Origin of the sequence: Microcystis sp. M144S2 (assembly GCF_020246065.1) — a bacterium.
Classification (GTDB): Bacteria; Cyanobacteriota; Cyanobacteriia; order Cyanobacteriales; family Microcystaceae; genus Microcystis; species Microcystis ichthyoblabe_A.
In genome coordinates this window covers 30,048-49,467 of record NZ_JADBTR010000033.1, presented here as the reverse complement: position 1 = coordinate 49,467, position 19,420 = coordinate 30,048, and the positions used below count along the sequence as shown (strand labels likewise).

The following is a 19,420-nucleotide window of genomic DNA, read 5'->3' as shown; positions in this document are numbered from 1 at the left end:
AGGCCTTTTTCAGCAAACCCTAAGTAAACCATCTTGGAGAACTAAGATTAAGAAAATGGAAATTTACCAATTTAGCCAACGCCAGACAATTATTATTGCTATTCTAGTCCTCTATCTCGGTAAGTATTTAAGCAAAAATATCAAATTTCTGCAAGACTATAACATTCCTGATGCCGTTGCTGGTGGTGTCTTAGCTTCCTTATTTTTCGGTCTATTTTTTGCTGTTTTTAAATGGCAAATCGAATTTACCCTTAATGTTCGGGATGCCCTGTTAATCGTTTTTTTTACTACTATCGGGCTGTCCTCAAAACTAAAAACCCTGCTGCAAGGGGGTAAACCCTTGCTAATTTTATTAATAACCGCCGTGGTTTATCTCATTCTACAAAATTTAGCCGGTCTAGGAGTGGCAAAAGTGATGGGATTAGATTTACCCATCGGTTTGATTGCTGGTTCCGTTTCTTTGAGTGGGGGTCACGGGACTGCCATTGCTTGGGCTCCTATTTTTCGTGATAATTATGGCATCGTCAAAGCATCAGAAATCGGTGTAGCTAGTGCTACTTTTGGGCTAGTTTTAGGGGGAATTATTGGCGGACCGGTGGCTAAATGGTTAATTACTAGAAATCGACTGCGAGCCAATAATCAAGACCAAGATTTAACGGTGGGAATTAAACAAAGCCAGAGGAATGTTAATATCGATTACAATACGATGCTCCATTCGATCTTGGTGATTGGTTTAACTATCGGTTTGGGTATTCAGATTAACTACTGGGTAACTCTCCTCGGTTTAAAATTGCCAGATTTTGTCACCTGTTTATTGGCAGGAATTATCCTGACTAATACCGTACCTTTGCTATTGAAACGCTTTCCTTGGCCTGCTAATACGCCCTCTTTAGCCTTAATTTCTGATGTTAGTCTCGGTTTGTTCCTATCTATGTCCTTGATGAGTTTACAATTATGGACATTGATTGATTTGGCTGGACCGATTGCTATCCTGTTATTAGTGCAGTTCTCACTCAGTATTATTTATACTGTTTTACTGGTCTTTCCCTTAATGGGAAAAAACTATCATGCTTCAGTAGTTTGCGCCGGTTATTTGGGTTTAACTCTAGGGGCAACTCCCACAGCGATCGCCAATATGACAGCAGTAACGGAAAATTTTGGGGCTTCTCCCCAAGCATTTATTATTGTTCCTTTGGTGGGGGCATTTTTTATTGATTTGTTTAATGCTTTTATCATCCAGCAATTTTTGAATTTTCTGACTTAAAAATTTTTACCGATCAAGTGATCATTGAGGAAAGTTCACTAATCTTGTCCGTCAAGATTGGCCAAAGCTTGCGGTAAAATCGGAATAATACCAAATCCGTTTTTAATAATATGATTAACTGCCAATCCAACTTTAAAAACCCAGTTATGGATTGTTTCTTGCTGCTCCGGCGCTCCCCGCTTCGGTAGGACACAAGTTACCTTGTGTCCCTTTTCAGGCTCAAAATCGGAAATTAGGCCAATCCGACTAATTGAGCGCTGTATTCCCACATTTTTGCGCCTCTTTCATCGTCGCGAGCTTGAGGAGAAACCCTTTGAACAAAGGATTTACCCTCTTTTTTCTGACGATTGCCCCAACTCCAGTAAGCACCGGATTGACGGTATTCGGGGTCAGCAACCACCATAGCGACTCTTTCCCCGGCTAATTCTTGGGAAACATAGCCACCAGTGATATTTTTCTGGAACCAGGGGAAAAACTGCTGGAAAAAGGGGTAATGGTTGCGGAAAAGGGGTGTATCGGCCACACAACCCGGATAGAGGGAGGTAAAAGTGATTCCGGTCGATTGGTGATAGCGTTTGTGCAGTTCCCGCATGGTGAGAACATTACACACCTTACTATCTTTGTAGGCCTTGACCGATTCAAATTTTTTGCCGTCGGCCATAGTAATCGGCTCTTTGAAACCCTTGGCAAACCCTTCTAAATCGCCCAAATCGGGACGAGGAGGGATTTTACCGCCTAATTCATCGGGATTATGGGTGACAGTGCCGAGAATGACTAAACGCCGGTCGGGAGAGGGGGAATTTTTTAGGTCTTCCAAGAGCAAATTCGAGAGCAGGAAATGACCTAAATGATTGGTGGCCATGCTCAATTCATAACCTTCGGGACTTCTTAAGGGTTCTTTGAGCAAAGGCAGATAGATAGCGGCATTACAGACTAAAGCGGTTAGAGATCTGCCCAAAGACCGGAAATTTTTAACGAAGCGCCGGACGCTATCGAGGGAACCGAGGTCGATAAATTCAATACAGTAGTTATCCCGGGGAATGTTTAATTCCTTGGCCGCCTGTTCCATTTTCGGGATATCCCGACAGGCCATAACCACAAACCAACCTCTTTGAGCAAGGGATTTAGCGGCGTAGAGACCGACTCCAGAAGTTGTCCCAGTAATGATCACCGTGGGTTTTTGATCTTGTACCATTTTTTGATAGTTTTCGTTAATCGCTCTGGTCTAGGGAATATCCAAGGGATTCCGATTATAAATTCTATCGGTTGTCTTACCTGACCCCAGGGTTCCCTTTACATAACTTCAAATTTTCGTGAGTGTTCACTTATCAGTTATCAGTTATCAGTTATCAGTGATCAGTTATCAGTTATCACTGATCAGACTTGAGTTTTAAGTTTACCGATCTTCCCACACCCCACTTCCCCACCTCCCCAATTAACGAATGGGTTTAGCTAAATCACCGATTTTAAAACCATTACCGGTAATGATGCGGCCGACGCTAGATTGACCATCAGCTTCGACAATTTCGAGAGTGCCAATCGGTTGAGTAATCTGACGAATAACCTTACCCGTTTGGGGATCCTTGACCGTTTGAGTCGTCCTTTCGATGGAAATGCGTAAACCGACACGATATCCTTCTCCCGTACCTTTATTGAGAATTACCTGATTTCCCGCCACGGCAGCCACTAAAGCGGTGACAGTCGGGAGCGAGCGAGGTGTAGCGGCGATTTGGTCGGCTTTATTGTTCAGATTATCCACCACCTGCGCCACTGCCTTATCGGTGGCAATACTGAGTAATTTCCCTTCGTTGGAGGTTTGGGAACCACCCCCAACCCCTAAAACCACGGTTGAACCATCGGATTGATTGGCACTACCATCTCCCTGAGCGGTGGTAATAATTTCGGCCGTGGTGGTATTAATTGCCCGGACATTCAACTTGACAAAAGCATCGGTTTCTGTCTTGGAGGTGCTAAAAATAATAAACGAGCCACCGGATTGTTTTTTTTGTAAATCGAATTGGGTAATCGAACCGATAATCACCACGTCCACCCCCAAAATTTGCCCGATTTGAGCGGCGGTAGCGGCATCTACCCGTCCCGAAGCTCCAAAATTTTGTTCTCTGAGGACAGCATCAATGCGACTGCGCTCAATGACTGTATAGCGACCACTTTCCACCAATCTATTGACGAGAATATCACTAACACCACTGGCTCCACCATTGAGAAATGTTAACCATTGGGGATTACTCAGACCGCTATAATCGAAGTCTAAAACCGCTACGCGCACCTTTTCGCTTTTTTGGGCTAAGAGTAGGGATAAATTGTTAGAGGTAGCTTGGGAGAAAGCCGGTGCGTTGAAGCTAAAACCCAAACTAGAAGCGACTCCCACAAGGGTGATTAGGGCAGAAAAACCACGGATACTATCTCGATCGAACATGATAAGGGGTTCTCCAGTCAAATAGAATATAGATCATAATCATCTCAGAATTACTCTAACTATCGAGAGCGAGAATTTTGAATGGCAGTAATTAAACCTCTCACTTCCTCGGTTCCCTCGGAAGCTTCAAAGGAAGTGGGAAATTTACCCTTAGCAATCATCCGCAATCCCAAGGGGGCAATACTTAATAAACCCTGTAAATCGCGCCAATAATTGCCCAGCACATAGAGGCCGAATTGGCGTTCATCCACCCATCCCCCTGCTTTGACTAATTCCACTAAAACTTTCCGGTGACGAATGGGACGACTACTATCGGCCGACTTGCGAGCGAGTATTTCCTGTTTAATTTTACCGATCTGATCCATGGGGGCCACTTCCATGGGACAAACCGCATTACAGAAATAGCAACGGGTACAACCCCAAACCCCTGCGGTGCCTTGGTTATAAAGTTCTAGGCGACTTTCCTGATTACCATCGCGGGAATCTGCTAGGGTGCGCTGCGCTTTTGCTAAAGCATGGGGCCCGACAAAATCAGGATTCACTTGCTTGGCATTACATTCCGAATAACAGGCGCCGCACATAATGCAGTTACCCATCTGATTGAGATTGGCTCTTTCTTCGGGAGTTTGCAGAAATTCTCGTTCGGGAATGGTGCGTGCTTGACTACTGATATAAGGTTCAACCTTTTCTAAATCGTCCCAAAACGGTTGCATATTGACGATTAAATCCCGGATAATCGGTAAATTACCCAGGGGTGCGATCGTGATTTCGGGAATTTCTCCGGCATCTTTTTGGCTACAATGGTTTAATTCACCGGCGATATTTTTTTGACAAGCCAAGGCCGAACGACCGTTAATTTTCATCGCACAGCTGCCACAAATTGTATTGCGGCAATTTTTGCGAAAGGCCAAAGTTCCATCAAGTTCCCATTTGATGCGATTAAGGCAGTCGAGAATTGTATTTCCCGCCTCCACCTCTAGGGTAAAATTTTCTAGGTAGGGGGTGTCGTTGGGTCGTTGACGCAGAATTTTAAAATAAACTTCCATACTCGGCACGGGGGTGAGGGACTCCTAATACTCAGGATAATCGATGTTAACGGGCCAAAGGGGAGCTAGTAATGGTAATTAATCCTTAAGATTTTCCCCGGTCGGTTGAGCCAAGGGGTGGGTATCTAGACCTAATCATAGATGGGGAAGTCGATGGAAAACAGTTTAATCCCCCCGGATTTACTGCTCTGGGGCATTAGTTTTTTGCCAACTCCAACCACAAGTATAGTTTCTCAATTCCTTGCTAGGTATAGCTTGATCCATTTTATCTCCTTACTTTCTCCCCCCTGTTTTCCTCCCACCCGAGCAAAAATTGCGACAGTCTTAACCAAAAATTTCCTCTCCCCCACAAGGTTTACACTTACTACCTAGTCTGGGGTCTTCTTAGCACGATTGTCATCACCGAACCATCAGTTTTAAAAAATTTATTATTCCCCTCTAGACATTTTTGGCAAGATTTTTGGTATGATCAATTTGTCAGTGTAAACTTAATTGACAGTCAGTCAAAAATCAAGGGACATTAAAAAGTACCATGAGTGATATCTCTCCTACTCCCCTAACCGGGAAAGCTCTACTACAAAAAGTCAAAGAGTTATCCCACTTACCCCGTCGCGAAACGGCAAAACGTTGTGGTTACTACTCTCAAAGTAAAGATGGCCAAGTTCGGGTCAATTTAACCGACTTTTACGATGCTGTTTTAGGTGCAAAAGGGGTTCCCCTCGATCCCGAAGGCACTAAAGATGGCCGCGGCCGCGAACCCACTTTCCGGGTTAGCGTCCACAAAAATGGTCAAATCGTCATCGGTTCCACCTATACCGAACAAATGAACTTGCAGCCCGGCGATGAATTTGAAATCAAACTTGGCTACAAGCACATCCACCTCAAACAAATGGAATCAGAAGAACCAGTAGAAGCTTAAATAGGTTACGGAGTAGGGATAAGGATAAAAAAAATCGGCAGTCAAAAGGGCTAGTTTTGACAAGACCGACCAAAAAGACAATATAGATTCTTATCCCTAATTCTAACCCCTGACCGCCTCTTTCATCAACTCGAGGGGTTTTCCTTAAGCACTTTTTCTTCTTTTTCGCAACCCCCTAGGGATGGATTTTTGTTGGAGCTAGGCTTTACCAGAGCAAAGTTCCACAGTTATCGTATGCCTAGGGGGTTTGTTTTATGGGTGTTAGGGGTAGGGGGTAGGGAAATTTCAACTAATACCCCACACCCCACACCCCACACCCCACACCCCACACCCCACACCCGTTCGGCTGAGCTCACGGCCGAAGCCCACACCCCACACCCCCACTTCCCTGGCACCTAATTGACAATGGACATTGCTGCCTTAATAAAAATTATTATTTTCCTGTTAGCCTGGTTAATTCTCTGGCTGCCCATTGCCATGGTTTTAGGGAGTCGTTTGGGATGGCAACCGCTGCAAGGGACAAAACCTGACCAAAAATTGCCCCTAGTGGCCTCTCTTTACGCCTTGGCTCCCTTAGTTATCTGGGGATTATTAAAGATAGAGGGGAGCAGCCTCCATAATTACGGATTGATTTGGTCATTTTCCCTATTTATCTCCCTAACTAAAGGATTAATCCTGGCAGTGGTGGGATTAGGGATAATTTTTTTCCTAGAGGGGATTTTGACCTGGGTACATTGGCAGCCCAAAAATCTAACTCGTGCTTTTTCCTTGAGTTTACCCCTGTTGATAGTGGCCCTCTGGGTGGGTATTACCGAGGAATTAATCTTTCGGGGCATCTTTTTGAGCCAATTAAGCCAAGAATACGATTTTTGGGTGGCGGGAGCCATTTCTAGCCTAATTTTTGCCCTGCTGCACCTGCTTTGGGAACGTCAGCAAACGCTGCCGCAACTACCCGGTTTATTTCTGATGGGGATGGTTCTGGTCTGGGCGCGGGCGATCGATCATGGTAGTTTAGGATTAGCTTGGGGACTTCATAGCGGTTGGGTGTGGGGATTAGCGTTGCTAGACAGTGCCGAATTGATGTCTTACAGCGATTCTGGGTTAGCTTGGATTAAAGGTATCTATAACCAACCTTTAGCGGGTTTAGCCGGCATTCTTTGCCTCTTGGGGACAGCTTGGGGGTTAAACCTGCTTCAGTAGCCAAAAGCCGGTAAAAGTGCGACCAGAATCATCCGGTTGTATGAGGAGAAAGTGCAAACCTTGGCTTTCCTCTTTGGTTGCCTGATAAACATTGGCTGCCCAGGCCACTTCTTCATCCTCGTAGGTTAGGAAAATCCAACGCTCATTGAGGCCCGATTCTAAGACTAAACCGCCCGATCGCCCCGTTTCTGTGGGAATATGATCGATAAATACTGGGTTAATTTCCCCTAACCAACGAGCGATCGCCAAAGATTTTTTACCACCGGTAATAACCAGACCGGGGATCATTAAAGTGGAGGCTAAACCTAATTTTAAAGGAGAAAAGGCCTCTGGTAGGGAAAGAATCGGTATTCGGCGATCGCCAAAAAACTTAACTAAATCAACGGCGGGAAAACGAGCAAAACGCCACTCTTGACCTAAAAATTGCTCCGGTAGGGGTTGCGGTGGAGGAGAGTCGATATTGATGGGGATTTGCCGCAATTTTAGCTGTTTTTTCAGGGCGTTAACGTGACGGGTTAACTCGATTTTGATCTGTAAATTTTGACCAGCGAGGAGAAATAAATTGGCGCATTGGGGGCGAAAAACTTGGATAATTTCCGGGGGGGAGACTTGACAAGCTTGCTGTAACTGTTGGGTTAACCAGTCGCTATTAGCTTGGGATTGGGGACAGGAATTTTCATAGATAAGATGACCGAGAGAATCGGAAATTAACAATTGCCAGACTGTGCCAAGAGGTGAAGAAGATGAAGATTTATAAAAATCCGCTTGCCAAATAGTCATAATTCAGTAACAAGCCACCAGTAAAAAGTCAAAAAATGGTCAGGAGTAGAGGTCAACTAAAAATTTTACCTTACCAAGACTTTTAAAATCTAGGAGCGAGACAAAAAAGGCTATATACTAGAGAAAGCTATAGCAAAACATATCGAGACAATGGAAGAAAATTGGCTAGAAATTGGGACAATAGTAGCACCCCAGGGACTGGAGGGAGAATTGCGAGTTTTATCGGTATCAGATTTTCCCGAACGTTTTCAGAAGCGAGGTATTAGGGGAATACAAAGATCCCAAGGGGGAGAAATCCAAGAAATTACTCTGCTCAGGGGACGTGAGCTACCGGGCAAAAATGTTTATGTTATCAAGTTAGAGGGGGTTGAAAATCGGGAACAGGCCGAAGCTTTGCGCGGATATAAATTATGGGCGAATAAACTAGAAAAACCTCGTCTAAAAGCGGATGAATATCATGTTAGTGAGCTAGTGAACTTGGAGGTTTATCATCACCTGACAGGAGAAAAAATCGGGGTTGTAGTGGATATTTTGTGGGCGGGTAATGACATTTTAGCAGTGCAACTAGAAGCAAATCTCGCCTCTGTCAAGAAAAAAAGTCCATCCTCCGACTCAGGGGCCAGGGCCCTGGTTCCCTTCGTCAAAGAAATTGTTCCACTGGTGGATCTGAAAGCGGCACGCATCGAGATTGCGCCACCACCGGGGTTATTAGAGATCAATTTGTCATAGACTTATTACTGAACTTCCCCCATACATATCTACTACAATAGCCGAAAACCTTTATCCATCAATGGATACACCCATTAACTTTTCTTGATGTAGCCATGTAATTTGTAACATTTATTAATGGACAAGAATTCTCTCCATTTGCTAGAATGGCGGTAATGTATAAGTAGTCGTGCAAAATAAATTTCCTAGTGAAGAAAGGCAAAAGGCAAGAGGCAAGGAGGGGGTTAGATATGTGTAATTAATTTTGCTTAGGTACTTATAGAAAAAGTTCCTAACCTTAATTACCCTCCCGCTGTTCTTCGACCAGATTCCTATCGAGAAGGAGATCAAGTCAAAAAAAGAACCCTGGCCAACGGCTCGACTGAGCTCGCCGAACGTCCGAAGTCTCACCGTCCGCTCGACTGAGCTCGCCGAACGTCCCAAGTCTCGCCGAACGCCGTCTCAAAATTACCCGATGATACTATCGACAATAGACATCCTCAAAAATTATAACCCAATCACAGCTTGCTTTTAGCTTGTGTACTAGCTAACTATTTCTATGCCTGAAATGTATATCTATCGTTGCTAATTCAATTTCACTGAAAAAATATGAGACAATTAAAATCATTTTTATTTGGTTAGATTCCTTAACTAGAAAAACTTTTAGTTTTAAGATAATATTATGAATAGGTCTAATCTGAAACTGGCTCTCAAAGGGGCAAGACTGTCAAAGAGTGAAGGCATTCTCGCCCATTTTGAAGTGATTAGAAGTCTTCGTTTGTGCTATCATTTAGATGACTTAATTTTTCGTTCCACTAAAGTTAAAGCCAAAACCTGTAAATGCCATCATAACACCTGTAACCGACTAAGATTAAGAATTAGAAACCTAGTTGATGAACTACATCACAAAGTAGCTAGATTCTTAGTAGAAAACTTCGATGGGATTTTATTGCCGACATTTGAAGTATCAGAAATGGTCTTAAGGTCTGGAAGAAAAATCAAATCAAAGTCTGTTAGACAGATGTTAACGTGGTCACACTATCGGTTTAAAATGTTCTTAAAATCTAAGGCGTTTGAGTACGGAAAACCCGTTATAGATTGTTGTGAAGCTTATACGTCAAAGACAGTTAGCTGGAATGGTGAATTAATCGATAATTTGGGTGGAAAAAAAGTAATTAAATCAGAAATTGGTGGGCAACAAATGGACAGGTATCTTAATGGATCAGGGGGGGTCTTCCTTCGTGCTTTGGTAGATACACCCTCGTTCAAAGATTCTTTGAGCGTGCATTGTTAACCCATTAACAGAAATGTTAAGCTGTTCCTAATTCAAATTGCTTGTTGAAACGAGGCAAGAGGCAACAGTAAAGGGATTGGGGGAAATTCGGCTAATCCAAGAATAAGCGATTAAAATACGTCTTAGCTTAATCAATGTTAGCAAAAAGTATCGGTATAGACAGAAATTATGTATAGTCTTGACGTTAATTTTCTCAAAGATCGCCATCTTAACCGAACAGTCCAAACAACGTCTAACTTCGAGATTTCCACCGTTGTTAACCTGAGTAAACAAATACCCCTGTTCATCGGTGTGGGAGTGGGGGCTGGATTATTGACACTGACGGGATTACTCGGTTTAACCGTCGGTTGGAAAACCAGCGAAACTCAGGTCAAAATTCAGCAACTGGACGGGGAATTAGGTCAAGTACAAGTCCAAAGTAAAAAACTAGAAGACATCAGAGGGGAACTAAAGGCGGTAGAAGTAGAAAATAAAGCTCTGGTGAGTGTATTCAATCAGATTAGGCCTTGGTCAGCCATTCTCCAAGAAATTCGCCAACAAACTCCTCCTAGTGTGCAGTTAAATAGTGTGCAACAGGTGGAGGTTCCCGCGAACCCCAATCAAGGGCAACCCAATCCGGCTACTCGCTTAAAAATCAGTGGTTTTGCCAGTAATTACGAAGCAGTCAATGATTATCTCTTAACCCTGCAAGCTTCTCCTTTTTTAGAGGGGAAGAAAACGGCGATCGAAAGTGCTGCCCTGGCCGATTTACCCGTAGAGGTGGACAATCAGTACAAAAATATTAATATTACTTTCCCGCAAGTGGTTCAATTTGTGATCACCGCCCAATTAAGTGATACTCCCACCACTCAACAACTGCCCAATCTTGCCCGGAATGGAGCGATCGGAGTTATCACTAGGATTAATACTCTCAAACGCCAAGGAGCCATTCAACCATGACCTTTAACGAAGAATTTGAGAAGCTGAAATTAGAGGAATTTGAGGAGTATCCTATCGCTTTCGGGATAACTTTTACTCCCCGTAATAGTGGCATCGCTGCCGCTGTGCTAGGTTTACTTGGCTCCCTCTATCTGCTTTTTAACTGGGTGATGCCCGCTTATAATACCTGGCAGCAACTGCAAACCGATGCAGCCGACAAAAAACAACTGGTAGATCAACAAAAAAGCCGTCTCGAATTTTCAGAATTCCAAAAAATCGAGAGTCAGTTACAACAAAAAAAAGCTATTAAACAGAAAATTCTCTCGCTTTTTGCTAAAGAAAGGGACTTAAGCACTATTCTCTTAGATGTTAGTAATATCTTTAAGTCTCGCGATGTTAAGCTGGTTAGTTTTCAACCCCAAGGACTAGAACAGGTGGTGGTCTCCGATGGTTCCCTCGGTAGTGAGGTTAATAATAAGCTCAAACGTCAAACTTTTAACGTCAAGATGGAAGGGAACTATGCTAAAACTCAAGAGGTTATTCGGGATTTAGAAAGATTACAGCCGCTCATTTTGCTGAACAGTCTCAATACCCAGATGGAAAAGCAAGGATCGACGGTTAAAGTGCTTAGTACCGGCAAAAATAAAGCCACTATCGTTCCCCAAGGCGATAAACCCGTGACTACCACCTTTCTTCTCGATGTGATTATTCCTCTCAGTGCTGAAGAATTGGCGAAATTAGCACCACCACCCCCCGCCGAGGGTCAACCCCCCGCTAGTCCGTCCCAATAATAGTCTTCAATCTGGTGTGAGTATTGCGTTTTTTGTCCGTTGAATCGCGTAATTGTTGAGGAGTGAAGTTAAAGTGAATCCGTCCCGCTATGTCCTATTTATCCCCCAAATTGCCTCGTTTTTATTGATGGCTCCCCTGAGCGTCTTGGCCGAAACCCCCATTTCCTTCCATGGTTCAGAGTTAAAATCCCATACATCAAAAATTGAATTTTCGCAAGGGCTTAGTAAAGAAACTTTACAAAAATCGCCAAATCAGCTTGTCCCTTCAACCGCGGCCGTAGAAAAGGAAATCAGCGATCGCATTTTAGCCAGTGAAAAACTGCTCGCCCAAAGTGCGCCCATGGTTCCCAACCCCGAAATTATCATTCAAAGCATACCTCAAGCCCCCGGCGCTCCCACCCTACCCCGGGCCGTCGCCCCACCGGTGGGAGATATTGCCATCTCTAACATCGATGCTAGTGCCGAAAAAGTCAAATTCGAGCGTAGTATGATTGTACCTCGTGTTTTATTGCGGGAAGCTTCCGCTAGAGAAGTGTTAATGACCCTTGCTAACTATGCCGGTTATAACGTCGTTTTCACCAGCGCCCAAGGGGAAACTAACGCCACTTCTCAGACAGTTTCCTTGGAATTTACTAACGAATCGGTGGAAAACATTTTTAACGCCGTCTTGTTAATTTCTGGACTCCAGGCCAACCGTCAGGGTAAAACCATCTTTGTCGGGGCGCAATTACCCCAAGGCGCTCGTAATTTGATTAGCCGCACCCTGCGTCTCAATCAAGTTAAAGCTGTCGCCGCCGCTACTTTCCTCGCCACCCAAGGGGCAGAATACCAGCGTTTAGTTACCCAAACCGAGGATATCGTCGATCCCCTCACCGGACGAGTCATCGGTCGCCGGGATATTCCTCCCACCCTAGAGCCACTGGCACCCCAAAACACAGAAGGCTCAAAAGCTGCCCTACTTTTAACTGGTTTAAGAATTGCCGCCGACGAGCGCCTTAATTCTATCAATTTAATCGGCGAACCCCGGCAAGTCCAAATCGCCACCTCTTTATTAACCCAACTGGATGCCCGTCGCCGTCAGGTGGTGGTTAATGTCAAAGTTATCGATGTTAACCTGGAGAACTTGGACGAATTTAGCAGTAGTTTTTCCTTCGGGTTTAACGATGGTTTCTTCGTTCAAGATAACGGGGCGGCAGTGCTGAACTTTGGTAATATGAACCCACCCAGTAGATCAACTGTATCCACACCGGGGGCTTTTGCACAGCCTGTTGTACCTATTGGGAATATCATATCGGGTACGGGGGCAGAACTATCACCTTTTTTTGATGTTCAGAATGGTGCGCCTTTTAGTAATATTACCCAAGGGCCATTGGGTAATCCTTTATCTCAAAATTTTGCTGGTTATGCCCGTCCTAATTTTGGGACATTTAATAACCCTTTTCAACCCGGTGTAACTGAAATTACAGAAGATGCAATAGAGTATGGACTACCCGGCCTATTCCAATATCCCCAAAAATTCCTGATGACCCTGCAAGCCTCAATTAAGACAGGAAATGCCAAGATTCTCACCGATCCCTCCTTGGTGGTGCAGGAAGGTCAACAGGCCACCGTTAAGCTAACTCGGAAAGTGCTGGTCAGTGTTACAACCACCATTGTGGCCAATACCAATAACATTAGCGGTGAGAGAATTACAACTCCTGTGTTTGGTGATGCTGGACTGACCTTAACCGTCGAGGTGAATCAAATTGACGATAATGGTTACATCAGTTTAAATGTCGCCCCTACAATTGCCCAACCAGGTCCCCCGATTCCATTTAATAGCGGTGGGGGGACAAGGAACGAATTGACTCCTTTGATTAGCCGGGACTTATTATCGGGTTTAATTCGTCTCCGGGATGGACAGAGTTTAATTCTTTCTGGGATTATCCAAGAAACACAACAAAGTTCTGAGACAAAAGTGCCGATTTTAGGCGATATTCCCATTTTAGGGGCTTTATTCCGCAGTCGAAACAATCGCAACGGTCGCTCGGAGGTGATTATTCTCCTCACTCCCAAAATCATCGAAGATTCGGCCACTTCTACCCTCGGTATCAACTATCAACCTGGCCAAGATGCGGCGGAAATGCTTCAGCGTCAAGGTTTCCCCGTACAACCGCGACAGTAATTAGGGTTTGCGGCAAAAAGTTTTTCGTGCGGGCAGGGTGTGGGGTGTGGGCTTCGGCCGTGAGCTCAGCCGAACGGGTGTGGGGTGTGGGGTTTTACCGATTTTGAGGTAGTCAGTTACCTAATACCAATTCTCCAAAGTCTGACTACAGAAGTTTAATCCCCCTAAATCCCCCTTAAAAAGGGTGACTTAAATTCGATGTGTAGTTTTCATTTAGAGAAATGGTATAATATTCAGGGAAAAAGTCCAGGAATTTTACCCCCGATCCCTCCAATGGTCGGCACTTTTTGAGGAAAAAAAAGTTTAAAAGCCTTATCCAACATTGTTTTTAGATTTATTCAGCAGCCCCTAATTAGCTTTTTCAGTTATCGGTAATCAGTAATCAGCTTTTAGGGTTTACTAACCGCCGATTCTAACATGGTAATTGTTCCCCGATTAGCATCAAATTCTACTGCAATACCAATGGGAATAGTTTCAATAATTTCCAAATGTCCGATCATTAAACCTAAACAAGCGGGAATTTTTAAGGGTTGGATATATTCTCTGATCACTTCTTCTAACGTCAAGGAACCATAGTCACTATTGGCACTACAATTGCTACATTGACCGAAGATAAATCCAGCTAAATTATCGAAAATTCCCGCTAATTTTAATTGATTTAACAGGCGATCAATTTCATAAACATCTTCACCAATATCTTCTAAAAATAGGATAGCTCCGGTAAAATCTGGTAGATAGGGAGAACCAACTATTGATGCTAAAGTGGTTAAATTACCGCCGATTAATTTACCTTTTGCTTGACCTTTAGTAATAGTTTGAATGCGATTTTTTACCTGCATTAAACGATTAGCATCATCAGGATCGGGAACATTTCTAAAAGTTAACTTTTCCCCAGAAAATAAAACTTGTCGAAAGCTTTCAGTTTGAGCAGTGCGCCAACTAGAAAAGGCATTGGGAGCATGGAAAGTAACTAAACCAGTTTTGGCATAAATAGCTAATAATAAAGAAGTTATATCACTAAAACCACAGATGATTTTAGGATGACGACGAATTAAATCGTAGTCAAGATAAGGTAATAAACGAGCGCTGCCCCAACCGCCACGAATTGGTAAAATTAGGGCAATATTATCATCGGCAAAAAATTGATTTATATCCGACGCTCGCTCGCCATCTTTACCGGCTAGATAACCATAACGATCTAAAGCGTATTCACCAACTTTTGGGACTAATTTTAGGGCTTTAACTGCTTCGATAACTATATTTAAATCATCTTCTTTAAAAGTTGCCCCTGCCGGACTAATAATACCCACTCCGTCCCCGGGTTGTAGATGTGGCGGTTTAATTAGAGGAAAATTATTACTAACAACTTTTCTAGGAATTAGGGAAAAACTAACAACAGTTAGGGCAGTAGTAGTGAGAAATTGACGGCGCTTCATCCTGATAGTTTTTAGAGAAATTGCAAGGGAAATAAGAATTTAGGGATTACTGCTCAGAAAAAAAGGTTTCACAATTGCGCCAGCTAAGAGGACAATTAATGCCCAAGCCTGATATTTTTGGTTTCCTTCTAATGAGTTTAGTCGATTTTCCATTCCCTCAACTTTTCCCGTTAACACCGCTTGTCCTACCTTTAAATCCGTCACATCTTTTTGTAACGAATCGATTTTTCCCTCAATCCGCATCAAGATAGTTTCTAGGGAATAAGTAACCGTTTCCTGAGATTGATTCATTTGTTCAAGATCTTTTAGTTAATTGTTGCCTTAGAAAAACAATTATGCTTCCGATTTTGCCATATCGCGAATGATATCGCCGCGAGTGATAATACCGATTACTTTGTGGGTTTCTTCCTCAATTACCGGTAAACGACGCACATGACGATCGTACATTAACGAGGCCGCTTCTTTCAAAGGGCGATCGGCCGTGATACTAATAGGTTTATCGGTCATTACCTCCCCCACGGTTTGACCGAGAGCTTTATGGAGTAATTTCTCGTGACGGCTAGGATTTTGTAGATAGATGACGCTATCGAGGAGCATAATGTAAGGAGGAGCTTCTACTCCCGTTTCCTGCCACATAAGGTCAGTTTCGGAGATAACCCCAATCAGTCGCATCTTGTCATCCACCACGGGTAAACCACTAAACCGCTTTTCGGCCAAAATCTTCACTGCTTCCGACAGAGAAGTGTTAGCGGTGACGGTGATGGGATTGGGAGTCATGATATCGGCAATTGTTTTTGTCATCTTAGCTACCTGCGATAATAATGCTTTCTCTCTCCATCTTATCATTAGGGTAATCAGTCACCGCTTAATTATGACTATTCTTCAATCTTCGGGCGAGAAAATGGTATAAGATAAAAAGGAAATGGGATATTAATTTAGTTAGTTGACAAGGAAAAAGAAAAATGATCGCTCAACCTCAATACCCAGAAAGAATGACCCCGGAAGAGTATCTAGAATGGGAAGCTACACAGGAAGGTCGCCATGAATATATTGATGGGGAAATTATCGCCATGACCGGGGGTAGTCTGCCCCATAATGATATTACCTTGAATTTTTATACTGCTTTAAGACTTCATCTCCGTCCGCGAGGCTGTCGAGTGAATGTATCTGATGCGAAAGTCCAAGCTAATAATAGTCGTTATTTTTATCCCGATTTGGTGATTAGTTGCGATTCTAGGGATAGAGAATCTCGTAATTTTATTCAACATCCACAAGTGATTATTGAAGTGCTTTCCCCCAGCACAGGAAACTATGATCGCACTAAAAAGTTACAATATTATCGTCAGATTCCTAGTTTACAAGAATACGTTTTAGTCGATCCTGAATCGATCAGTGTTGAGGTTTATCGTCGCGGTGAAGATAAAATTTGGTTTTACTGCGCTTATAGTCAAGGGGAAGAAATTATTCTATCTAGTCTCGATTTTCACTGTGCGATCGAGTTAATCTATGAAGGGATAAGTTTCGATTAAAGAAAGTTTACAAAAAGGTCAAATATTCCTAAACTTAAAATAAATACGTCCCGATTGTTTCGATAAATTCTATGTTACCGCCCCTATTAGTTCTTGATCCCTTGTTAGAAAACTGGTTACGAGAAGATCTCGGTAGAGGCGATCGCACCACCCAAGCAATTTTCTTCGGTCATGCTAAAATCGGTCAAGCCACTTGGATTGCCAAGGAAGCGGGTGTTATTGCTGGTTTACCCGTAGCTGAACGAGTTTTTCAACTGCTTAACCCCACTATTCACTTTACCCCCACCGTTGCCGAAGGGGAATTCTGCCCCAAGTCTAAAGTTATTGCCGAGATAGAAGGTTCCTTCGATGCGCTGTTAATCGGGGAAAGAGTCGCTTTAAATCTTGCCATGCGCTTGAGTGGGATTGCTACTGCCACTCGTCAGTATGTGGATAAAATTGCCGATTTATCGACAAGATTGGTGGATACTCGCAAAACTACCCCCGGATTGCGAATTTTAGAAAAATATGCCTCCGGTATCGGTGGCGCTATTAACCATCGTTTGGGGTTAGATGATGCAATTATGATTAAAGATAATCATATTCAAGCAGCCGGCAGCATCGAGGAAGCAGTGCGTCGTGTACGGCAAAATATGCCCTATCCTCTCACAATTGAGGTAGAAACTAGCCAATTAGAAGAAGTGAATCAGGCCCTGCAGCAGCAGGTAGAGATCATTATGTTAGATAATATGGATTTAGAGATGATGCAAACTGCTGTGGAGATGATCCGCAATTTTAATAGTAAAACCAAAATAGAAGCATCGGGAAATATTACTCTCGATCGCATTCGCAACGTTGCCGAAACAGGAGTAGATTATATTTCCACTAGCGCCCCGATTACCCGTTCTACTTGGTTAGATATTAGTATGAAAATTGATTAAAAGGCTCTATCAGTTATCAGTTATCAGTTGTCAGTTATCAGTTATCAGTTATCAGTTTTGATCACTGACTCCTATCTATTCTAACCTCGATCGCATCGCCAATATTTAAGTGTAATTGCTTTTGGGCGCTACCACTATTGACGGCAATTTCTAACCCCCCGTGACTACCGATAAAAGCGACTATTTCCCCCGAAGGAACATCACTGTAGGTGTTTTTTGCGGGGATAATTTTTTGTCCTAACTGCACTGACCAATTTTTTCCTTCTAGGAGATAATCGGGAATATTACTGATTAAATTGCCGAAAATGTCAATATATTGAATTTGACCCCTAATTTTATCTTCCTCGATTTGCGGAACAGCGATCGCTAATTGTTGCAAGCTATCGGGATCAATAATCTCACCTAACATTTCTAGGGGTACTCCCCGGGACAAATAAGCGGCCACAGGAGCAAAAATATCACGACCGTGAAAAGTAGTGCTAGGGTTAGGGGTGCGCCAATAGGAATAATTATTGAGATTAACGGCAGATATAGCGGGATATTGACTTAAAATGCCACTAAATAAACCATTATCTGGACCAACTAAATAACCACCGGCAAAACGAATCCCTACCCCGCGTCTTTTGCTTCCTACCCCCGGATCTATAACTGCCAGATGAATAGTGCCTTGGGGAAAATATTGATAGGCATTCAGGAGAATAAAACGACCAGCGTAAAGGTCTTGGGGCGAAATTTGATGATTAAGATCGATCGTGCGAGCATGGGGGGCAATTCCTGCGATTACTCCCTTGATAATGCCCACATAACCGTCTCGTAGTCCAAAATCGCTAGTAAGGGTTATCAGTGTCTTTTCCGTCATTGACTGGTTCCTAGGGTGGCCAACGGCTTTAATAAATCTTAATGGGAAATTCAGTAGCTAAAGATACAGTTCTCCAAGGAGAATGTTATGATTTAGATATAAGGTAAGTTAAGTCGCTCAAAAGTCTGTCCATCATGAACAAAAATCGTCAGCAAGTCCTAACACAGGCCACCGTCGCTCATAGAGAAACACTTCGCAGAAATTTGCAACACCGACTGGAAGTAGCTAGAGCGCAGGGAAATGAAGCTTTAGTGCGTCAATTAGAAGCAGAGGCGGCCTATTTGCACCTTCGTTAGATTTAATCGGTGTTTAGTCATAGTCTAGTTGTCGGTTTCTAGTGATCGGTATGCCGATCACTTTTTTTTAGGCGAATTTTTAGGAAAAAAATTGCCGATATCTTCACTGGCAATCCCTAAAATAGAAAGAACAGCAGTTTAGAGATCAAATAATTATGGCTTTTTTCCGGCAATATATCGCCCCGTTCCTGACTATCTTAGTGTTTTTAGTTGCTCTGGTTGCCACCGGCATCCGGATTTTTTTACCGGCAGATTTAGCCGCACCCGCTCCGATCGAGCCATCCCTGGGCATAATTTTCTCTTATCCTTGGCATGGCTAACCTTCCCGAAGATTATCAGCTGCGACTGGGAAAAATGGGCGATCGCTATCTACTAATTAATTTTCTCACCCGCAGCTATCAAGAATTTTTTCCCGAACAAAAAAACCTCTCCCATCTAGCTGATACAGTCAGACAGTTTTTTTGCCTCGATACTCCGCTCTGGATCGTCGAAGCACAACAAACGGCGATCGCTTGTCTCTGGATGGGGAGCGCCGTCGATCAGGTGACAGGCGATCGCTATGGTCATATTTTTCTAATTTACGTCGATCCCCAGCATCGTCGCCAAGGTATCGCCAGCGCACTAATCGATCGAGCTAAGGATTGGGCAAAAAGTCGCGGACAAACCCACATCGGTTTACAAGTCTTCATCAATAACGACAATGCTCTCAATCTCTACCAAAATCTCGGCTTTCAAACTCGCTCTTTGCTGATGTGGAAAAATATTTAGAAACTGTTAGGAGACAGGAGATAGGGTGATAGGGTGATAGGGTTTTGGGGTTTTAGTTCAATTTCCCCACTTCCCCACACCCCACACCCCC

21 protein-coding genes are annotated in these 19,420 nt (G+C 43.4%); 13 read left to right on the top strand and 8 right to left on the bottom strand.

Going from position 1 to position 19,420, the window contains the following annotated elements:
• Nucleotides 1-55: 55 nt before the first annotated feature.
• Nucleotides 56-1,264 carry a sodium/glutamate symporter gene (gene gltS, locus IM462_RS04505; protein WP_287701020.1) on the top strand — a complete coding sequence of 403 codons (1,209 nt, stop codon included), beginning with the start codon at nucleotides 56-58 and terminating at the stop codon, nucleotides 1,262-1,264.
• 232 nt (nucleotides 1,265-1,496) lie between these two features.
• Here the strand turns inward: gltS and IM462_RS04500 are convergent, their stop codons facing one another.
• From IM462_RS04500 to IM462_RS04490, 3 genes are all read right to left on the bottom strand, one after another.
• Entirely contained in the window at nucleotides 1,497-2,459 is a 963-nt protein-coding gene (locus IM462_RS04500) for a protochlorophyllide reductase (RefSeq protein WP_287701016.1), read from the bottom strand.
• Nucleotides 2,460-2,699: 240 nt separating this feature from the next.
• Nucleotides 2,700-3,701, bottom strand: coding sequence for a CsgG/HfaB family protein (locus IM462_RS04495; protein ID WP_287701014.1), 1,002 nt, complete (start codon nucleotides 3,699-3,701; stop codon nucleotides 2,700-2,702).
• A 59-nt stretch (nucleotides 3,702-3,760) separates the two neighbouring features.
• A complete protein-coding gene (locus tag IM462_RS04490; protein ID WP_287701012.1) occupies nucleotides 3,761-4,747 on the bottom strand; it encodes a succinate dehydrogenase/fumarate reductase iron-sulfur subunit in 987 nt (328 codons plus the stop codon).
• 532 nt (nucleotides 4,748-5,279) lie between these two features.
• Here IM462_RS04490 and IM462_RS04485 point away from each other — a divergent pair.
• Both IM462_RS04485 and IM462_RS04480 read left to right on the top strand, forming a co-directional pair.
• Nucleotides 5,280-5,666, top strand: coding sequence for an AbrB family transcriptional regulator (locus IM462_RS04485; protein WP_002782369.1), 387 nt, complete (start codon nucleotides 5,280-5,282; stop codon nucleotides 5,664-5,666).
• A gap of 405 nt (nucleotides 5,667-6,071) precedes the next feature.
• Complete coding sequence (locus IM462_RS04480) at nucleotides 6,072-6,866, top strand: CPBP family intramembrane glutamic endopeptidase (protein ID WP_287701010.1); 795 nt, start codon at nucleotides 6,072-6,074, stop codon at nucleotides 6,864-6,866.
• Here the strand turns inward: IM462_RS04480 and IM462_RS04475 are convergent.
• Nucleotides 6,849-7,646, bottom strand: coding sequence for a Tab2/Atab2 family RNA-binding protein (locus tag IM462_RS04475; protein ID WP_287701008.1), 798 nt, complete (start codon nucleotides 7,644-7,646; stop codon nucleotides 6,849-6,851). The genes IM462_RS04480 and IM462_RS04475 overlap by 18 nt on opposite strands.
• Nucleotides 7,647-7,796: 150 nt before the next feature.
• Here IM462_RS04475 and rimM point away from each other — a divergent pair, with 150 nt between their 5' ends.
• From rimM to IM462_RS04450, 5 genes are all read left to right on the top strand, one after another.
• Nucleotides 7,797-8,375, top strand: a complete 579-nt coding sequence (rimM, locus tag IM462_RS04470; RefSeq protein ID WP_287701006.1) for a ribosome maturation factor RimM — start codon at nucleotides 7,797-7,799, stop codon at nucleotides 8,373-8,375.
• 661 nt (nucleotides 8,376-9,036) lie between these two features.
• The gene (locus tag IM462_RS04465; protein WP_287701004.1) at nucleotides 9,037-9,648 is read left to right on the top strand and encodes a zinc ribbon domain-containing protein; all 612 of its coding nucleotides are present in this window, start codon (nucleotides 9,037-9,039) and stop codon (nucleotides 9,646-9,648) included.
• A gap of 168 nt (nucleotides 9,649-9,816) precedes the next feature.
• A complete protein-coding gene (locus IM462_RS04460) occupies nucleotides 9,817-10,587 on the top strand; it encodes a PilN domain-containing protein (RefSeq protein ID WP_287701002.1) in 771 nt (256 codons plus the stop codon).
• Nucleotides 10,584-11,357: a pilus assembly protein gene (locus IM462_RS04455; RefSeq protein WP_287714882.1), complete on the top strand. Its 774-nt coding sequence runs from the start codon at nucleotides 10,584-10,586 to the stop codon at nucleotides 11,355-11,357. Before IM462_RS04460 ends, IM462_RS04455 begins: the two co-directional genes overlap by 4 nt.
• Before the next feature lie 73 nt (nucleotides 11,358-11,430).
• Entirely contained in the window at nucleotides 11,431-13,521 is a 2,091-nt protein-coding gene (locus tag IM462_RS04450; protein ID WP_287714881.1) for a secretin GspD/PilQ domain-containing protein, read from the top strand.
• Between the two features lie 389 nt (nucleotides 13,522-13,910).
• Here IM462_RS04450 and IM462_RS04445 read toward each other — a convergent pair whose 3' ends face one another.
• From IM462_RS04445 to IM462_RS04435, 3 genes are read right to left on the bottom strand one after another with little or no spacing between them, the layout of a single operon-like run.
• Nucleotides 13,911-14,957, bottom strand: a complete 1,047-nt coding sequence (locus tag IM462_RS04445; protein ID WP_287700996.1) for a S66 peptidase family protein — start codon at nucleotides 14,955-14,957, stop codon at nucleotides 13,911-13,913.
• 39 nt (nucleotides 14,958-14,996) lie between these two features.
• Complete coding sequence (locus IM462_RS04440) at nucleotides 14,997-15,248, bottom strand: hemolysin XhlA family protein (RefSeq protein ID WP_287700994.1); 252 nt, start codon at nucleotides 15,246-15,248, stop codon at nucleotides 14,997-14,999.
• Nucleotides 15,249-15,290: 42 nt separating this feature from the next.
• Nucleotides 15,291-15,758, bottom strand: coding sequence for a CBS domain-containing protein (locus IM462_RS04435; protein WP_043997632.1), 468 nt, complete (start codon nucleotides 15,756-15,758; stop codon nucleotides 15,291-15,293).
• Between the two features lie 161 nt (nucleotides 15,759-15,919).
• Between IM462_RS04435 and IM462_RS04430 the strand changes: the two genes are divergently transcribed.
• Nucleotides 15,920-16,486 carry a Uma2 family endonuclease gene (locus IM462_RS04430; RefSeq protein ID WP_287700992.1) on the top strand — a complete coding sequence of 189 codons (567 nt, stop codon included), beginning with the start codon at nucleotides 15,920-15,922 and terminating at the stop codon, nucleotides 16,484-16,486.
• Nucleotides 16,487-16,557: 71 nt separating this feature from the next.
• Nucleotides 16,558-17,406: a carboxylating nicotinate-nucleotide diphosphorylase gene (nadC, locus tag IM462_RS04425; RefSeq protein WP_287700991.1), complete on the top strand. Its 849-nt coding sequence runs from the start codon at nucleotides 16,558-16,560 to the stop codon at nucleotides 17,404-17,406.
• A 61-nt stretch (nucleotides 17,407-17,467) separates the two neighbouring features.
• On the opposite strand, the gene IM462_RS04420 is transcribed toward nadC, so the two are convergent.
• Nucleotides 17,468-18,265, bottom strand: a complete 798-nt coding sequence (locus IM462_RS04420; protein ID WP_287700989.1) for an SAM hydrolase/SAM-dependent halogenase family protein — start codon at nucleotides 18,263-18,265, stop codon at nucleotides 17,468-17,470.
• A 134-nt stretch (nucleotides 18,266-18,399) separates the two neighbouring features.
• On the opposite strand from IM462_RS04420, the gene pirA reads away from it, so the two are divergent.
• From pirA to IM462_RS04405, 3 genes are all read left to right on the top strand, one after another.
• On the top strand, nucleotides 18,400-18,561 hold the full coding sequence (pirA, locus tag IM462_RS04415) for an arginine synthesis PII-interacting regulator PirA (protein ID WP_002733724.1): 162 nt from the start codon (nucleotides 18,400-18,402) through the stop codon (nucleotides 18,559-18,561).
• A gap of 155 nt (nucleotides 18,562-18,716) precedes the next feature.
• Complete coding sequence (locus tag IM462_RS04410; RefSeq protein WP_016516873.1) at nucleotides 18,717-18,881, top strand: DUF8624 family small hydrophobic protein; 165 nt, start codon at nucleotides 18,717-18,719, stop codon at nucleotides 18,879-18,881.
• Nucleotides 18,874-19,329, top strand: a complete 456-nt coding sequence (locus tag IM462_RS04405; protein WP_287700987.1) for a GNAT family N-acetyltransferase — start codon at nucleotides 18,874-18,876, stop codon at nucleotides 19,327-19,329. The genes IM462_RS04410 and IM462_RS04405 overlap by 8 nt, the downstream gene beginning before the upstream one ends.
• The last annotated feature ends 91 nt before the right edge of the window (nucleotides 19,330-19,420 follow it).